At 37.8% G+C, this 16,675-nt stretch carries 17 protein-coding genes, 1 rRNA gene and 1 riboswitch; of the genes, 14 read left to right on the plus strand and 4 right to left on the minus strand.

Features of this window, described 5'->3' with window-relative positions; all coding sequences use genetic code 11:
* Nucleotides 1–25: 25 nt before the first annotated feature.
* Nucleotides 26–141, plus strand: a 5S ribosomal RNA gene (gene rrf / locus U860_RS0121780).
* Nucleotides 142–184: 43 nt separating this feature from the next.
* Here rrf and U860_RS0121785 read toward each other — a convergent pair.
* The gene (locus tag U860_RS0121785; protein ID WP_025150162.1) at nucleotides 185–466 is read right to left on the minus strand and encodes a hypothetical protein; all 282 of its coding nucleotides are present in this window, start codon (nucleotides 464–466) and stop codon (nucleotides 185–187) included.
* 282 nt (nucleotides 467–748) lie between these two features.
* Nucleotides 749–850: riboswitch (purine riboswitch) on the plus strand.
* 110 nt (nucleotides 851–960) lie between these two features.
* Between U860_RS0121785 and purE the strand changes: the two genes are divergently transcribed.
* The 12 genes from purE (at nucleotide 961) to purD (ending at nucleotide 14,014) form a co-directional block, all read left to right on the plus strand.
* Nucleotides 961–1,446, plus strand: coding sequence for a 5-(carboxyamino)imidazole ribonucleotide mutase (gene purE / locus U860_RS0121790; protein ID WP_002010008.1), 486 nt, complete (start codon nucleotides 961–963; stop codon nucleotides 1,444–1,446).
* Nucleotides 1,443–2,594 (plus strand): 5-(carboxyamino)imidazole ribonucleotide synthase, encoded by a 1,152-nt coding sequence (gene purK / locus U860_RS0121795; protein WP_025150163.1) that lies wholly within the window; start codon nucleotides 1,443–1,445, stop codon nucleotides 2,592–2,594. The genes purE and purK overlap by 4 nt, the downstream gene beginning before the upstream one ends.
* Complete coding sequence (gene purB, locus U860_RS0121800) at nucleotides 2,591–3,898, plus strand: adenylosuccinate lyase (protein WP_025150164.1); 1,308 nt, start codon at nucleotides 2,591–2,593, stop codon at nucleotides 3,896–3,898. The genes purK and purB overlap by 4 nt, the downstream gene beginning before the upstream one ends.
* An 88-nt stretch (nucleotides 3,899–3,986) precedes the next feature.
* Nucleotides 3,987–4,706 carry a phosphoribosylaminoimidazolesuccinocarboxamide synthase gene (gene purC / locus U860_RS0121805; RefSeq protein ID WP_001170546.1) on the plus strand — a complete coding sequence of 240 codons (720 nt, stop codon included), beginning with the start codon at nucleotides 3,987–3,989 and terminating at the stop codon, nucleotides 4,704–4,706.
* Nucleotides 4,699–4,953 (plus strand): phosphoribosylformylglycinamidine synthase subunit PurS, encoded by a 255-nt coding sequence (gene purS / locus U860_RS0121810; protein ID WP_000278820.1) that lies wholly within the window; start codon nucleotides 4,699–4,701, stop codon nucleotides 4,951–4,953. Before purC ends, purS begins: the two co-directional genes overlap by 8 nt.
* Nucleotides 4,950–5,633: a phosphoribosylformylglycinamidine synthase subunit PurQ gene (gene purQ, locus U860_RS0121815; protein WP_025150165.1), complete on the plus strand. Its 684-nt coding sequence runs from the start codon at nucleotides 4,950–4,952 to the stop codon at nucleotides 5,631–5,633. The genes purS and purQ overlap by 4 nt, the downstream gene beginning before the upstream one ends.
* Nucleotides 5,617–7,836, plus strand: a complete 2,220-nt coding sequence (gene purL / locus U860_RS0121820; protein ID WP_025150166.1) for a phosphoribosylformylglycinamidine synthase II — start codon at nucleotides 5,617–5,619, stop codon at nucleotides 7,834–7,836. Before purQ ends, purL begins: the two co-directional genes overlap by 17 nt.
* Nucleotides 7,821–9,236, plus strand: coding sequence for an amidophosphoribosyltransferase (gene purF / locus U860_RS0121825; RefSeq protein ID WP_025150167.1), 1,416 nt, complete (start codon nucleotides 7,821–7,823; stop codon nucleotides 9,234–9,236). The genes purL and purF overlap by 16 nt, the downstream gene beginning before the upstream one ends.
* 100 nt (nucleotides 9,237–9,336) lie before the next feature.
* The gene (gene purM / locus U860_RS0121830) at nucleotides 9,337–10,377 is read left to right on the plus strand and encodes a phosphoribosylformylglycinamidine cyclo-ligase (RefSeq protein WP_025150168.1); all 1,041 of its coding nucleotides are present in this window, start codon (nucleotides 9,337–9,339) and stop codon (nucleotides 10,375–10,377) included.
* Complete coding sequence (gene purN, locus U860_RS0121835) at nucleotides 10,374–10,961, plus strand: phosphoribosylglycinamide formyltransferase (RefSeq protein WP_000088570.1); 588 nt, start codon at nucleotides 10,374–10,376, stop codon at nucleotides 10,959–10,961. The genes purM and purN overlap by 4 nt, the downstream gene beginning before the upstream one ends.
* 24 nt (nucleotides 10,962–10,985) lie before the next feature.
* Entirely contained in the window at nucleotides 10,986–12,521 is a 1,536-nt protein-coding gene (gene purH / locus U860_RS0121840; RefSeq protein WP_025150169.1) for a bifunctional phosphoribosylaminoimidazolecarboxamide formyltransferase/IMP cyclohydrolase, read from the plus strand.
* Between the two features lie 221 nt (nucleotides 12,522–12,742).
* On the plus strand, nucleotides 12,743–14,014 hold the full coding sequence (gene purD / locus U860_RS0121845) for a phosphoribosylamine--glycine ligase (protein ID WP_025150170.1): 1,272 nt from the start codon (nucleotides 12,743–12,745) through the stop codon (nucleotides 14,012–14,014).
* Between the two features lie 36 nt (nucleotides 14,015–14,050).
* On the opposite strand, the gene U860_RS31840 is transcribed toward purD, so the two are convergent.
* The 3 genes from U860_RS31840 to U860_RS0121860 form a co-directional block, all read right to left on the minus strand.
* The gene (locus tag U860_RS31840; RefSeq protein WP_001085171.1) at nucleotides 14,051–14,215 is read right to left on the minus strand and encodes a toxin-antitoxin system HicB family antitoxin; all 165 of its coding nucleotides are present in this window, start codon (nucleotides 14,213–14,215) and stop codon (nucleotides 14,051–14,053) included.
* Between the two features lie 15 nt (nucleotides 14,216–14,230).
* On the minus strand, nucleotides 14,231–15,076 hold the full coding sequence (locus U860_RS0121855) for an SPFH domain-containing protein (protein WP_025150171.1): 846 nt from the start codon (nucleotides 15,074–15,076) through the stop codon (nucleotides 14,231–14,233).
* Nucleotides 15,077–15,303: 227 nt separating this feature from the next.
* Complete coding sequence (locus U860_RS0121860; RefSeq protein WP_025150172.1) at nucleotides 15,304–15,681, minus strand: DUF2892 domain-containing protein; 378 nt, start codon at nucleotides 15,679–15,681, stop codon at nucleotides 15,304–15,306.
* A gap of 296 nt (nucleotides 15,682–15,977) precedes the next feature.
* On the opposite strand from U860_RS0121860, the gene U860_RS0121865 reads away from it, so the two are divergent.
* A complete protein-coding gene (locus tag U860_RS0121865) occupies nucleotides 15,978–16,667 on the plus strand; it encodes a heptaprenylglyceryl phosphate synthase (protein ID WP_025150173.1) in 690 nt (229 codons plus the stop codon).
* Nucleotides 16,668–16,675 lie beyond the last annotated feature (8 nt).

Below are 16,675 nucleotides of genomic sequence, written 5' to 3' on the forward strand. Positions count from 1 at the left end.
TTTTGAAGGAATATGCCTTCAATAGTTTGGTGATGATGGCAGAGAGGTCACACCCGTTCCCATACCGAACACGGAAGTTAAGCTCTCTAGCGCCGATGGTAGTTGGGACCTTGTCCCTGTGAGAGTAGGACGTCGCCAAGCAAAAACCTAAGTCGATTCGACTTAGGTTTTTTTGTGTTTATTTTTATTTACCAAATGTTAAAATCCATAAATGTAATAGAGCTAAAGATGAAAAAAGAATAAAAATGAGGCTATTCAAAGTAATGGCAATGATTTTTTGTTTTCCAGGCTTTCCAAGTGCTCCTAAAATAATACCTATGATAGGACACAGTATTTCTATTACAAGTATATATTTTAAATAATGAGAGTAGAAAAAATGAGATGATATAAATAAGTATTCAATCATTACAGCAATTACTGCGATAGAGAAAAATAAATAGGATAATAGCATAGTTCTTTTTTTCACAGTTATCCTCCTTAGAAATTAAATTGCTACAATATAATTTCTATTGATGTATAGAACACAAGAGTGTATATATTTTGATTTAAAACATACTGAAGTACTATATAAACAATTATACGTAAAATAGATCTCTAGAAATATATATTCTAATTCCCTTTCCTTCTTGCATATAGTTGCAATTCTTCTTTTGAATATAACTAAAACACGAACGTTAACGATAAGTAATAAAAAAACATTCGATTATTTATTGACATTGTTTATGAAATATTGTTAATATAGCCATAGAAACAATAATATATAAGACCTCATATAATCGCGGGGATATGGCCTGCAAGTCTCTACCTAACGACCGTTATTCGTTAGACTATGAGGGAAAGTCACTCGGTATTTTTCTATTCACAAGGGATACGTATGCCTGAGTAGAGCGCTTTCTCTCATAGTAAAAGAGAAACTGTTCTATTTCAGGCTTTTTTTATTTGAATCGGAGGGATTCTAATATGAAATCACTAGTTGGAGTCATAATGGGAAGCACGTCAGACTGGGAAACAATGAAATATGCTTGTGACATTTTAGATGAATTAAATATACCGTATGAGAAAAAAGTTGTATCCGCTCATCGGACTCCGGATTATATGTTTGAATATGCAGAAACAGCTCGTGAACGTGGATTAAAAGTTATTATTGCTGGAGCTGGTGGAGCAGCGCATTTACCAGGAATGGTTGCAGCGAAGACAAATCTTCCTGTAATCGGTGTTCCAGTTCAATCAAAAGCATTAAACGGCTTAGATTCATTATTATCCATCGTCCAAATGCCAGGAGGGGTTCCAGTTGCAACTGTTGCAATTGGTAAGGCTGGTTCAACAAATGCTGGATTACTTGCTGCACAAATACTTGGATCATTTCATGATGACATACATGATGCATTAGAACTGAGACGAGAAGCTATTGAGAAAACTGTGCGTGAAGGTAGTGAGCTAGTATGACGAGAATCATTTTACCTGGAAAAACAATCGGCATTATTGGAGGCGGCCAGCTTGGAAGAATGATGGCGCTGGCAGCTAAGGAGATGGGATATAAAATTGCTGTTTTAGATCCTACAAAACATTCACCATGTGCACAAGTTGCTGATGTTGAAGTTGTTGCACCGTATGACGATTTAAAAGCAATTCAGCATTTAGCAGAGATAAGCGACGTTGTCACATATGAATTTGAGAATATTGATTATAGATGTTTACAATGGCTTGAAAAACATGCTTACTTACCACAAGGTAGTCAGTTGTTAAATAAAACGCAAAATCGTTTTACAGAAAAGAATGCAATTGAGAAAGCTGGGTTACCAGTAGCAACGTATAGATTAGTTCAAAATCAAGATCAGCTTACTGAAGCGATTGCTGAGTTATCATTTCCTTCCGTCTTAAAAACGACGACAGGTGGATATGATGGGAAAGGGCAAGTTGTTTTAAGAAGTGAAGCTGATGTTGAGAAGGCACGAGAGCTTGCGAATGAAGCAGAGTGCATTCTAGAAAAATGGGTGCCTTTTGAAAAAGAAGTATCAGTTATTGTAATTCGTAGTGTAAGTGGTGAAACGAAAGTATTTCCGGTAGCGGAAAATATTCATGTGAATAACATCTTGCATGAATCTATCGTTCCAGCTCGCATTACAGAAGAACTTTCTCAAAAAGCAATTGCTTACGCAAAAGTGCTTGCGGATGAATTAGAACTTGTGGGAACACTTGCGGTAGAGATGTTTGCTACTGCTGACGGTGAGATTTACATTAATGAATTAGCACCAAGACCTCACAATTCAGGGCACTATACACTTGATGCATGTGAAACGAGCCAATTTGGTCAACATATTCGAGCAATCTGTAATTTACCTCTTGGAGAAACAAATTTGTTAAAACCAGTTGTCATGGTGAACATTTTAGGCGAACATATAGAAGGGGTCCTAGGACAAGTGAATGGATTAACCGGGTGCTATTTACACTTGTATGGAAAAGAAGAAGCAAAAGCGCAGCGAAAAATGGGGCATGTTAATATTTTAAATGATAATATTGAAGTCGCTCTAGAAAAAGCGAAGAGTTTGCATATTTGGGACCATCAAGAACAACTGTTGGAGGGAAAAAGATGATTAGTCGTTATACACGCCCTGAAATGGGTGCGATTTGGACGGAAGAAAACAAATTTAAAGCGTGGTTAGAAGTTGAGATTTTAGCTTGTGAAGCATGGGCTGAGCTTGGCGATATTCCAAAAGAGGATGTTAAAAAAATTCGTGAGCATGCATCATTTGATATCGATCGTATTTATGAAATTGAAAAAGAGACACGTCATGACGTAGTTGCATTCACTCGTGCTGTATCAGAAACACCAGCATTAGGTGAGGAACGTAAATGGGTTCATTACGGTTTAACATCTACAGACGTAGTAGATACAGCGTTATCTTATATCTTAAAACAAGCGAATGAAATCTTATTAAAAGACTTAGAAAACTTTGTTAGCATTTTAGCTAATAAAGCAAAAGAGCATAAATACACGATCATGATGGGAAGAACACACGGTGTTCATGCAGAACCAACAACATTTGGTTTAAAACTTGGTCTTTGGTATGAAGAAATGAAACGTAACGTAGAGCGTTTCAAACAAGCTGCTAATACAGTTCGCGTTGGTAAATTATCTGGTGCGGTTGGTACATTTGCAAATATCGATCCATTCGTAGAAAAGTATGTTTGTGAAAACTTAGGATTAGAAGCAGCACCTATTTCAACACAAACATTGCAACGTGATCGCCATGCTCATTACATGTCAACACTTGCACTAATCGCAACATCTATTGAAAAGATGGCAGTTGAGATTCGTGGTTTACAAAAGAGTGAAACACGCGAAGTTGAAGAGGCTTTCGCAAAAGGTCAAAAAGGATCTTCTGCAATGCCACATAAACGTAATCCAATTGGATCTGAAAATATGACTGGTTTAGCTCGTGTTATCCGCGGTTATATGATGACAGCTTACGAGAATGTTCCATTATGGCATGAGCGCGATATCTCTCACTCTTCAGCAGAACGCGTAATTTTACCAGATGCTACAATCGCGTTAAATTACATGTTAAATCGCTTTGGTAATATCGTTAAAAACTTAACTGTATACCCAGAGAATATGAAACGTAATATGACAAGAACATACGGCTTAATTTACTCTCAACGCGTAATGCTTACACTAATCGACAAAGGTATGGTACGTGAAGAAGCTTATGATATCGTACAGCCTAAAGCGATGGAAGCTTGGGAAACACAAGTACAATTTAAAGAACTTGTAGAAGCTGATGAGCGTATTACGAGCAAGTTAACGCAAGAAGAAATTAATGAATGCTTCAACTATGAGCATCATATGCAACACGTTGATACAATCTTTGAACGCCTTGGATTAAACGAAGCGTAAAATTTTATATGGCACAGAATAGAGTCATTCTGTGCCATTCTTTATAAAAATATTATTCACATTTTTCAAACTACAGGGGGCTTGCGAAATGCAAAAGCTAGAATTGCTGTATGAAGGTAAGGCAAAAAGAATTTATCGTACAGAATCAGCAGATATGGTTTGGGTAGAGTACAAAGATAGTGCGACTGCTTTCAATGGGGAGAAAAAAGAGACGATTACAGGAAAAGGTCGTTTGAACAATGAGATTACAACTTTATTGTTCAGAAAGTTACAAGAAGTAGGAATAAAAACACATTTTGTTGAGAAGTTATCTGAAACAGAGCAACTTGTAAAAAAAGTGAGTATTATTCCTCTAGAAGTTGTCACAAGAAATGTAATTGCAGGAAGTCTTTCAAAACGATTAGGAATGGAAGAGGGAACTGTACTTGCAGAACCAATCGTAGAATTTTACTTCAAAGATGATGATTTAGGAGATCCGCTTGTAACGGAAGATCATATTCGTGTATTAAACGTTGCATCACCAGAGCAAGTAAGCGTATTACGAGATATGGCTCTACAAATCAATCAAGTATTGATTGAGCATTTCGCAAGCTGTCGTGTAAGATTAGTAGATTTTAAATTAGAGTTTGGTGTAACTGAAGAAGGAGAAATCATATTAGCGGATGAAATTTCGCCAGATACTTGCCGTTTATGGGATGAAACGAGCAATGAAAAATTTGATAAAGACGTATTCCGTCGCGATCTTGGAAATTTAACAGAAGCTTATGAAGAGATTTTAAAACGTTTAGGGGGAATTTCACATGTATAAAGTTAAGGTATATGTAACGTTAAGAGAAAGCGTATTAGATCCACAAGGAACAGCAGTAAAAGGGGCACTTCATAGTCTTTCGTTCACAGAAGTACAAGACGTTCGAATCGGAAAGTACATGGAACTAACAATTGATAAATCAGTATCTGACCTTGACGCAAAGGTAAAGGAAATGTGTGAAAAACTATTAGCGAACGTTGTAATGGAAGACTTCCGTTATGAAGTTGAGGAGGTTGTCGCACAGTGAAATTTGCCGTAATAGTATTTCCGGGTTCGAACTGTGATGTCGATATGTTCCATGCAATTAAAGATGAGCTTGGCGAAGAAGTAGATTACGTTTGGCACGATACAGAGAATTTAGATGAATATGATGCAATTTTACTACCAGGTGGATTCTCATACGGTGACTACTTACGCTGTGGTGCTATTTCTCGCTTTGCTAATGTAATGAAAGCAGTGCAAAAAGCTGCTGAGCAAGGAAAGCCGATTTTAGGTGTATGTAATGGATTCCAGATTCTTGTTGAATCAGGATTACTACCAGGAGCATTAATGAGAAATAAAAACTTAAAATTTATGTGTCGTACTGTTCAGTTACGCGTTGAAAACAACGAAACGATGTTTACATCACAATATGAAAAAGATGAAGTAATTAATATTCCAATCGCACATGGTGAGGGAAATTACTATTGTGATGAAGAAACTCTTAAACAATTAGAAGAGAACAATCAAATCGCATTCCGTTACGTAGAAAATCCGAACGGTAGTGTTTCAGATATTGCTGGTATTGTAAATGAAAAAGGAAATGTACTTGGTATGATGCCACACCCAGAGCGTGCTGTAGATGAATTACTTGGCGGTGCTGAAGGGTTAAAAGTCTTTCAATCTATCTTAAAACAGTGGAGGGAAACATATGTCGTTAATGCTTGAACCAAATCCAACACAAATTAAAGAAGAGCGTATATATGCGGAAATGGGGCTAACAGACGAAGAGTTTGCCATGGTTGAAAAGATTCTAGGCCGTTTGCCGAATTATACAGAAACAGGGCTATTCTCTGTAATGTGGTCTGAACATTGTAGTTATAAAAATTCAAAGCCAGTTCTTCGCAAGTTCCCAACAACAGGTGAGCGTGTCCTACAAGGACCTGGAGAAGGTGCTGGAATTGTAGATATCGGTGATAATCAAGCTGTTGTATTTAAAATGGAAAGTCATAACCATCCTTCTGCTATTGAACCATATCAAGGAGCAGCAACAGGTGTTGGCGGTATTATTCGCGATGTATTCTCTATGGGAGCACGTCCAGTAGCTTTATTAAACTCACTTCGCTTCGGGGAATTACAATCACCACGCGTGAAATATTTATTCGAAGAAGTAGTAGCGGGAATCGCAGGATACGGTAACTGCATCGGTATTCCTACTGTTGGTGGAGAAGTACAGTTTGATCCATGTTACGAAGGAAATCCACTTGTAAATGCAATGTGCGTAGGCTTAATTAATCATGAAGATATTAAAAAAGGGCAAGCACATGGTGCTGGTAATACAGTAATGTACGTAGGAGCATCAACTGGCCGTGATGGTATTCACGGTGCAACATTCGCATCTGAAGAGCTATCTGAAAGCTCAGAAGCGAAACGTCCGGCGGTTCAAGTAGGGGATCCATTTATGGAGAAACTTCTTATTGAAGCTTGCTTAGAATTAATTCAATCGGATGCACTTGTTGGAATTCAAGATATGGGAGCTGCTGGTTTAACATCATCTTCTGCGGAAATGGCAAGTAAAGCAGGTATGGGTATTGAAATGTACTTAGATGATGTACCGCAGCGTGAAACAGGAATGACACCGTATGAAATGATGCTATCTGAATCACAAGAGCGTATGTTAATTGTTGTGAAAAAAGGTAGAGAGCAAGAAATAGTAGATTTATTCGAGAAGTACGGTCTTGCAGCAGTTACGATGGGGAAAGTAACTGAAGATAAAATGCTTCGCTTATTCCATAAAGGTGAAATGGTAGCTGAGGTTCCAGCAGATGCACTTGCAGAAGAAGCGCCAATTTATCATAAACCATCAAAAGAAGCAGCATACTTTACTGAGTTCCAGCAGATGAAAGTGGAAACACCGCAAGTAGAAGATTATAAAGAAACGTTATTCGCTTTACTACAACAACCGACAATTGCAAGTAAAGAGTGGGTATATGATCAATATGATTACCAAGTACGCACAAGCACAGTTGTTACACCAGGTTCAGATGCAGCGGTTGTACGTGTACGCGGTACAGAAAAAGGATTAGCAATGACGACAGATTGTAACTCTCGCTACATTTACTTAGATCCAGAAATGGGCGGTAAAATTGCAGTAGCAGAGGCAGCGCGTAATATCGTATGTTCTGGTGGAGAGCCGCTTGCAATTACAGATTGCTTAAACTTTGGTAACCCAGAAAAACCAGAAATCTTCTGGCAAATTGAGAAATCGGTAGATGGTATGAGTGAAGCTTGTCGCACTTTACAAACGCCAGTTATCGGCGGAAACGTATCAATGTATAACGAGCGTAGTGGTGAAGCGGTATATCCAACACCGACTGTTGGTATGGTTGGTCTTGTCCATGATTTAAAACATGTAACAACACAAGAATTTAAGCAAGCTGGCGATTTAGTTTACGTAATTGGAGAGACGAAAGCTGAATTTGGTGGAAGTGAATTACAGAAAATGGTCCACGGCAAAATTTTCGGCCAATCACCAAGTATCGATCTAGATGTAGAATTAAAACGCCAAAAACAAGTATTAGAAGCAATTCAAGCTGGCCTTGTTCAATCGGCACATGATGTTGCTGAAGGTGGTTTAGCAGTTGCAATTTCTGAAAGTGCAATTGGTGCTAACGGTTTAGGTGCTACTGTGAAATTAGACGGTGAAGCAACGGCGGTATTATTTGCGGAATCACAATCTCGCTTCGTTCTAACTGTAAAACGTGAAAATAAAGAAGCGTTCGAGAAAGTCGTTGAAGCAATTCAAGTTGGGGCAGTGACAGATACAAATGAAGTAACAATTCATAATGAAGAAAATGAAGTATTACTTACAGCAAATGTAGATGAAATGAGAAAGGCTTGGAAAGGGGCAATCCCATGCTTGCTGAAATAAAGGGGTTAAATGAAGAATGTGGCGTTTTCGGAATTTGGGGGCATGAAAATGCAGCACAAGTTTCGTACTACGGATTGCACAGTTTGCAGCACCGTGGGCAAGAGGGCGCAGGCATTGTTGTAAATAATGGGGAAAAAATCATCGGTCACAAGGGGTTAGGTTTAATATCAGAAGTGTTTTCAAGAGGTGAGCTAGAAGGATTAAACGGAAAATCAGCAATTGGACACGTGCGATATGCGACAGCAGGTGGAAGTGAAGTTGCTAATGTTCAACCATTATTATTCCGTTTTTCTGATCATAGTATGGCGCTAGCTCATAACGGAAATTTAATTAACGCAAAGATGCTTCGCCGTGAATTAGAGGCAGAGGGAAGCATTTTTCAAACAAGTTCAGATACAGAGGTACTTTTACATCTAATTAAACGTAGTACAAAAGATTCTTTAATTGAAAGTGTAAAAGACGCTCTAAATAAAGTGAAAGGTGCGTTTGCATATCTTTTACTAACTGGAAATGAAATGATTGTTGCGCTAGATCCAAATGGATTCCGTCCCCTTTCAATTGGGAAGATGGGTGATGCTTACGTTGTAGCATCAGAAACATGCGCTTTCGATGTAGTAGGTGCAACATACATTCGTGATGTAGAACCTGGTGAATTACTTATCATTAATGATGAAGGAATTCACGTAGATCGTTTCACAAATGATGTAGAACATGCAATTTGTAGTATGGAATACATTTACTTTGCACGCCCAGATTCTAATATTGCAGGCGTTAACGTTCATGCAGCACGTAAAAACATGGGGAAACGTTTAGCGGCAGAAGCTCCTATTGAAGCTGATGTTGTTACTGGTGTACCAGACTCTAGTATTTCAGCAGCAATCGGTTATGCTGAGGCGACAGGTATTCCGTATGAGTTAGGATTAATTAAAAATCGTTACGTTGGACGTACGTTTATTCAACCTTCTCAAGAACTGCGAGAGCAAGGGGTAAAGATGAAGCTTTCTGCAGTAAGAGGTGTAGTTGAGGGGAAACGAGTTGTTATGATTGACGACTCTATCGTAAGAGGAACGACAAGCAAACGAATTGTTCGTATGCTTCGTGAAGCTGGAGCGACAGAGGTTCATGTAAGAATTGCTTCACCACCTCTGAAGTATCCATGCTTCTATGGCATTGATATTCAAACGAGAAAAGAATTAATTGCAGCAAATAATACAGTAGAAGAAATCCGTGAAATGATCGGTGCGGATTCACTAACATTTTTAAGTGAAGATGGGTTAGTAGATGCAATTGGACGTCCATATGAAGGGAAATATGGCGGCCTATGTATGGCTTACTTTAATGGGGACTATCCAACAGCTCTTTATGATTATGAGCAAGAGCTTTTAGAAAGTATGAAATAAGAAGAAAAAAGCTTCTACTTCTTTTGATGTAGAAGCTAGCTTCTTTCTTAAAACGGCCGCCCTGGATGGGGAGAAATTAAAAGACGAGGTGTAAATAACGATGGCGAATGCATATAAGCAAGCAGGAGTAGATATTGAAGCTGGATATGAAGCGGTATCTCGCATGAAAAAACACGTACAAACAACAATGAGAAAAGAAGTACTAGGCGGTTTAGGCGGTTTTGGAGGTATGTTTGATCTATCAAAATTTGCATTAGAAGAACCTGTATTAGTATCTGGAACAGATGGCGTGGGAACGAAATTGATGCTCGCTTTTATGGCAGATAAACATGACACAATTGGTATTGATGCAGTAGCAATGTGTGTAAATGATATTGTTGTCCAAGGGGCAGAGCCGCTTTTCTTCCTTGATTATATTGCTTGTGGTAAAGCTGAACCTAGTAAAATTGAAAACATCGTCAAAGGTATATCAGAGGGCTGTCGCCAAGCTGGTTGTGCATTAATTGGTGGGGAAACAGCTGAAATGCCAGGTATGTATTCTACAGAAGAATACGATTTAGCTGGTTTTACAGTTGGAATTGTTGATAAAAAGAAAATTGTAACAGGTGGAAAGATTAAAGCTGGTCATGTATTAATTGGCTTAGCATCTAGTGGTATTCATAGTAACGGTTATTCATTAGTACGAAAGGTGTTACTAGAAGATGGACAGTTATCTTTAGACCGTATTTATGGGCGTTTAGAACTACCTCTTGGTGAAGAATTATTAAAACCAACGAAAATTTATGTCAAACCTATTTTAGAACTATTGAAGAAACATGAAGTATACGGTATGGCGCATATTACAGGTGGCGGGTTCATTGAAAATATTCCACGTATGTTGCCAGAAGGAATCGGTGCAGAAATTGAACTAGGGTCTTGGGAAATTCAGCCGATCTTCAGTTTACTTCAAGAAGTTGGGAAACTAGAAGAGAAAGAAATGTTCAATATTTTTAACATGGGTATTGGTATGGTAGTAGCGGTGAAAGAAGAAGATGCAAAAGATGTTGTTCGTCTTCTTGAAGAGCAAGGAGAAACAGCTCGTATTATTGGACGTACTGTACAAGGGGCTGGCGTTACCTTTAATGGGGGCACAGCACTATGAGTAGATTAGCAGTTTTTGCTTCTGGAAGCGGATCTAACTTTCAATCTCTCGTTAATGCAGTAGAAGAAAAAAGATTGGATGCAGATATTAGTCTATTAGTATGTGATAAACCAGAGGCACGCGTTATTGGGCGGGCACATTATCATCATATTCCGTGTTTCGCCTTTTCAGCGAAAGCATATGAGTCAAAGGAAGCATTTGAAAAAGAAATATTAAAGAAACTAGAAGAATATGAAATTGATTATGTTATTTTAGCTGGATATATGCGTTTAATTGGGCCGACTTTACTAGAAGCGTACGGCGGGAAGATTATTAATATTCATCCATCACTACTACCGAGTTTTCCAGGTAAAGATGCTGTCGGTCAAGCATTAGAAGCAGGTGTGAAAGTAACTGGAGTAACAATTCATTATGTAGATGCAGGTATGGATACAGGCCCAATTATTGCACAAGAAGCAGTAGTTGTATCTGAAGGGGATACGAGAGAAAGCTTACAAAAGAAAATTCAACAAGTTGAGCATAAATTGTACGTCAATACAGTGAATCAAATTGTTCAGTCTGTGAAAGAACCAACCGTTAACTAACATACAACCAGGGGTGAAGGATAAATGAAAAAGCGTGCATTAGTAAGTGTTTCAGATAAAACAGGTGTAGTAGAATTTGTTAAAGGTTTACTTGAACAAGGGATTGAAGTTATTTCAACAGGTGGTACGAAAAAATTACTAGAAGAAAACGGTTTACAAGTAATCGGTATTTCTGAAGTAACTGGTTTCCCTGAAATTATGGATGGACGTGTAAAAACATTACATCCAAATATCCATGGTGGTCTATTAGCAGTACGTGATAATGAAACGCATGTGGCGCAAATGAATGAATTAGGTATTCAAGCAATTGATTTTGTTGTTGTAAACTTATATCCATTCAAAGAAACAATCGCTAAGCCTGATGTAACATTTGCTGATGCAATTGAAAATATTGATATCGGTGGCCCAACAATGATTCGCTCTGCTGCGAAAAATCATAAATTTGTATCGGTAATTGTAGATCCGGTAGATTATGATGTTGTATTAGCAGAACTGAAAGAGAACGGTGAAGTAGCAGATGAAACGAAACGTAAATTAGCAGCGAAAGTATTCCGTCATACAGCAGCATATGATGCATTAATTTCTAATTATTTAACAGAGCAAATGGGTGAAGAAAGCCCAGAAACATTAACTGTGACATTTGAGAAAAAACAAGATTTACGTTATGGAGAAAATCCACATCAAAAAGCAACATTCTATAAAGCACCATTCGCTGCAACTTCTTCTGTTGCATACGCAGAACAGTTGCACGGTAAAGAATTGTCTTATAACAATATCAACGATGCAGACGCAGCACTTAGCATTGTAAAAGAATTTACAGAACCAGCAGTAGTAGCGGTAAAACATATGAATCCATGTGGGGTTGGAGTGGGTGCTGATATTCATGAAGCATACATACGTGCTTATGAAGCGGATCCAGTATCAATCTTCGGAGGCATTATTGCAGCAAATCGTGAAATTGATAAAGCTACAGCTGAAAAGCTACATGAGATTTTCTTAGAAATTGTTATTGCACCTTCTTTCTCACAGGAAGCTTTAGAAGTGTTGCAAAGTAAGAAAAACTTACGCCTACTAACTGTAAATATTGAAAAGGCAACGACTGCAAGCAAAAAGCTAACTTCTGTACAAGGTGGTCTTCTTGTTCAAGAGGAAGATACGTTATCATTAGATGAAAGTACGATTTCGATTCCTACGAAACGTGAACCATCAGAGCAAGAATGGAAAGATTTAAAACTAGCTTGGAAAGTTGTAAAACATGTGAAATCAAATGCAATTGTTTTAGCGAAAGATGATATGACAATTGGCGTCGGTGCTGGACAAATGAACCGTGTAGGTTCTGCAAAAATTGCAATTACACAAGCTGGCGAAAAAGCACAAGGCAGCGCACTTGCATCTGATGCCTTCTTCCCAATGCCAGATACAGTAGAAGAAGCAGCAAAAGCAGGTATTACAGCAATTATCCAACCAGGTGGATCAATCCGTGATGAGGATTCTATTAAGATGGCAGATGAGTATGGGATTGCGATGGTGTTCACTGGCGTACGTCATTTCAAACATTAATAGAGGATGTTTAAAAAGTCCGGTCAAGATAACCTTCGCATGTCGTCGTTGCATTGCCAGTGCGGTACTCATGTAGGAAAGCTGCACTCCGTGTCCTCCTGGCGAATGTGCCTCGACCTGCTCGGTTCTCTCGATCCTCCTTTTTAAACTTTAATTGATATGAAAACAAACTAGGAGCATAGCTTCTAGTTTGTACTTATTTAATTATTGGAGGATGAAATATGAACGTTTTAGTAATCGGCCGCGGTGGACGTGAGCATGCTTTAGCTTGGAAGTTTGCACAATCTGAAAATGTAGAAAAAGTATATGTAGCACCAGGTAATGAAGGTATGCGCGATGTTGCAACACCAATTGATATTGATGAAAACGATTTTGATGCACTAGTCTTATTTGCAAAAGAAAACAATGTAGGCTTAACTTTCGTTGGACCAGAAATTCCACTTATGAACGGAATTGTTGATCGTTTTAAAGAAGAGGGACTTCGTGTATTTGGTCCTAATAAAGCGGCTGCTGTTATTGAAGGTAGTAAAGCTTTTACAAAAGAACTTATGAAAAAGTATGATATTCCAACTGCGGCATATGAAACTTTTACAGACTACGAAGAGGCAGTAAAGTACATTCAAAAAGTTGGTGCACCGATTGTAATTAAGGCGGATGGATTAGCTGCTGGTAAAGGTGTAACAGTAGCAATGACGCTTGAAGAGGCATTACAAGCTGTGAAAGAAATGCTACAAGATGTGAAATTCGGCGAAGCAAGTAAGAAGGTTGTTATTGAAGAGTTTTTAGATGGACAAGAATTTTCATTAATGGCATTCGTGAATGGAACAACTGTGCATCCAATGGTAATTGCTCAAGATCATAAACGGGCTTTTGATGGCGATAAAGGTCCTAATACAGGCGGAATGGGCGCATATTCTCCAGTACCACAAATTCCAGAATCAGCAGTTCAAGAGGCGATTAAAACAGTATTGCATCCAACTGCTAAAGCGATGATCCAAGAAAATCGTTCATTTACAGGAATTTTATATGCGGGACTTATTTTAATGAATGATGGTCCAAAGGTAATTGAATTTAATGCACGCTTTGGTGATCCTGAAACAGAAGTTGTATTACCTCGCTTAGAAAACGATTTAGTTGATGTATGTAACGCTGTATTAGATGAAAGTGAATTAACATTAGAATGGTCAGAGGAAGCAGTAATCGGTGTCGTACTTGCTTCAAAAGGATATCCAGAAGCATATAAAAAAGGTGAGATTATTACAGGATTAGATGCATTGCAAGATGTAATTGTTTTCCATGCGGGTACGGTGATGAAACATGGGGATTTTGTAACAAATGGTGGTCGCGTATTGTTTGTTGCTTGCAAGGCAAAAAATTTACAAGAGGCGAAAGATAAAGTCTATAAAGAAATCGGTAAAATTGAGAGTGATGGTCTATTTTATCGAAGTGATATAGGATATCGTGCAATTGGACATGAGATGACGAGAAGCTAATGTATAAAAAATCCCGCTGATTTCTCAGCGGGATTTTTATGCATCTTTATCTTTTTTCAATTTTCCTTTTTGCTTTGCCATTTCTCGAAGTAAATACTCGATGTGTGCATTGACGCTACGAAACTCATCATTCGCCCATTTTTCGATGACTGCGTGTAATTCAGGATCAATACGTAATGGAAAGCTTTTCTTTTTAGCCATAATTACTTACAACCTTTAGTAGAGGCTTCCTGTATTAATAACTGGCTGCGCACCTTTATCTGAAACGATGGCAACTAATAAGTTGTTTACCATATTTGCTTTACGCTCATCATCTAATTCAAGTACGCCTTCTTCATCTAACATATGGATTGAATCTTTAGCCATCTTCACAGCACCTTCAACAATCTCTTTTCTAGCAGCTAATACTGCTTTTGCTTGTTGACGTTGTAGCATTGCATGGGCAATTTCTGTTGCGTAAGCTAAATGCGTTAAACGAGTTTCTAACACTTCTACACCAGCAATTTCAAGACGGGCTTCTAATTCACGTTTTAGCTCTTCTGAAATTTCCTCAGTATTTCCACGTAACGTGATACAAGTTTCATCTTGGAAATTATCATAAGGATATTTTGTTGCAACGTGGCGGATTGCTGTTTCGCTTTGAATTTCTACGAATCGATCGTAATGCTCAACACCAAACATTGCTTTTGCAGAATCAACAACTTTGTATACAATAACAGCTGCAATTTCAATTGGATTTCCCTCAACATCGTTTACTTTTAATTTCTTACTGTTAAAGTTTTCAACACGTAAAGATACAGTTTGACGGAATGCGAATGGAATTGTTAAAAATAAACCGTTTTGACGAATTGTCCCTAAATAATTACCGAAAAACGTAATTACTTTCGCTTGGTTCGGTTGAACGATACCAATACCTGTCGCGAGAACCGCAGCTAAAATAATAGTTAATGCTGCTACTATGAAAATTTCTTGCACAAGGCAAAATACACCGATAGCGGCTAAAATCAAAATCCCAATAATACCGAGAAAACCATTTACATAAAAAACTTGTTTTTCTTTCATATGATCGCCTCCTGATATAAAAATGATATCACTTTTATATCATTACATGCAAGGGGTTATACCTAATTTTCTGAATTTTATTAATTGATATCTTTTATGTATGTTTTAGGGATAAAACTCCGAAAAACAAGAATGTATGTTCTGTTTTGTGATAAAATAAAGAAGACTTAGCCGCCCACTGCAGCAGCTAAGTCTCTTTGAGAGCATCTTGCATCGTGACAAATGATTCAAAGCGGTTTTGCCAGGATTAATTCTTCAATCGCTGACTCAATCTCTTTGTCAGAAGCATCATAACTTCCATTTGACTTTGGTTTGTCATGACTGGAAGCTTGATTAACTTCTTTTTTAGTATGTCCTTTTTCAGTAAAATTCATGCTAGGCATTTTAAATGCGCCCATATTCATATATTTCCCAAATTTACACACTTCAGCAATAGGGCAGAAACGAACAATTCCCTCTGCAATTTTCATTGCACCTATCCATAGCAAAACTTTAGACCAAGTGCAATGTGGTTTGCGTACGAGCTTGGCAGTACTACAACCGAGTAAGATGAATCCGAGTGTAATTCGAATTAGAGCACTAATTGTACCGATGTTTTGCTTCATTAGAAAAACACTCCTTTTAGATTAACTTCGAAATAGAAAATACTATTTCATTTGTTAGTATTCCGTATAAGTTTTTTGATATGTAATCCAACATTTGACGTTGAAAAAGATGTTGGATTGGGCGTGTGTGTAGGTAGCTTTTTTTGTTATAATGAAAGAATGCATAAAAGGAAGTTCAAAACTTGACCATCCTTTTTAAACAGATGTAGTAGAGGAAGTTCAAAAATCCCGATAAAAATTAACTGCTCTTTTGAGTAGGAATATAGATATGATTAGAAAAAAGAAAGGGTGTTTTCATGTACGATATTTCCAAATGGAAACATGTATTTAAGCTTGATCCAAATAAGGAGTTAAGCGATGAACATTTAGAAATGATTTGTGAATCAGGAACAGACGCTGTAATTGTCGGCGGAAGTGATGGAGTTACAATTGATAACGTATTACACATGCTAGTTAGCATTCGTAGATATGCAGTTCCTTGTGTGTTAGAGGTTTCTGATGTGGAAGCAATCACACCAGGTTTTGATTTTTATTACATTCCAAGTGTTTTAAATAGCCGAAAAGTAGAATGGATAACGGGTGTTCATCATGAGGCATTGAAAGAATTTGGGGATATTATGGACTGGGACGAAATTTTCATGGAAGGGTATTGTGTTTTAAATCCCGAAGCGAAAGTAGCCCAGCTTACAGATGCAAAATGTGATTTAACAGAAGATGATGTTATTGCATACGCGCGTTTAGCAGACAAGCTATTACATTTACCGATATTCTATTTAGAATATAGCGGTACGTATGGAGATATTGAACTTGTTAAAAATGTAAAAGCAGAATTGAAACAAGCGAAGCTATATTATGGCGGTGGTATTTCTAATGCAGAACAAGCAAAAGAAATGGCACAGTATGCTGATACAGTAGTTATTGGAAATGTTATTTATGATGATATAAAAGCTGCGTTAAAAACAGTGAAAGCAGTAAAAGGAGAGTAGGTGCAGGC

This window comes from Bacillus sp. H1a, assembly GCF_000633475.1.
GTDB lineage: Bacteria > Bacillota > Bacilli > Bacillales > Bacillaceae_G > Bacillus_A > Bacillus_A paramycoides.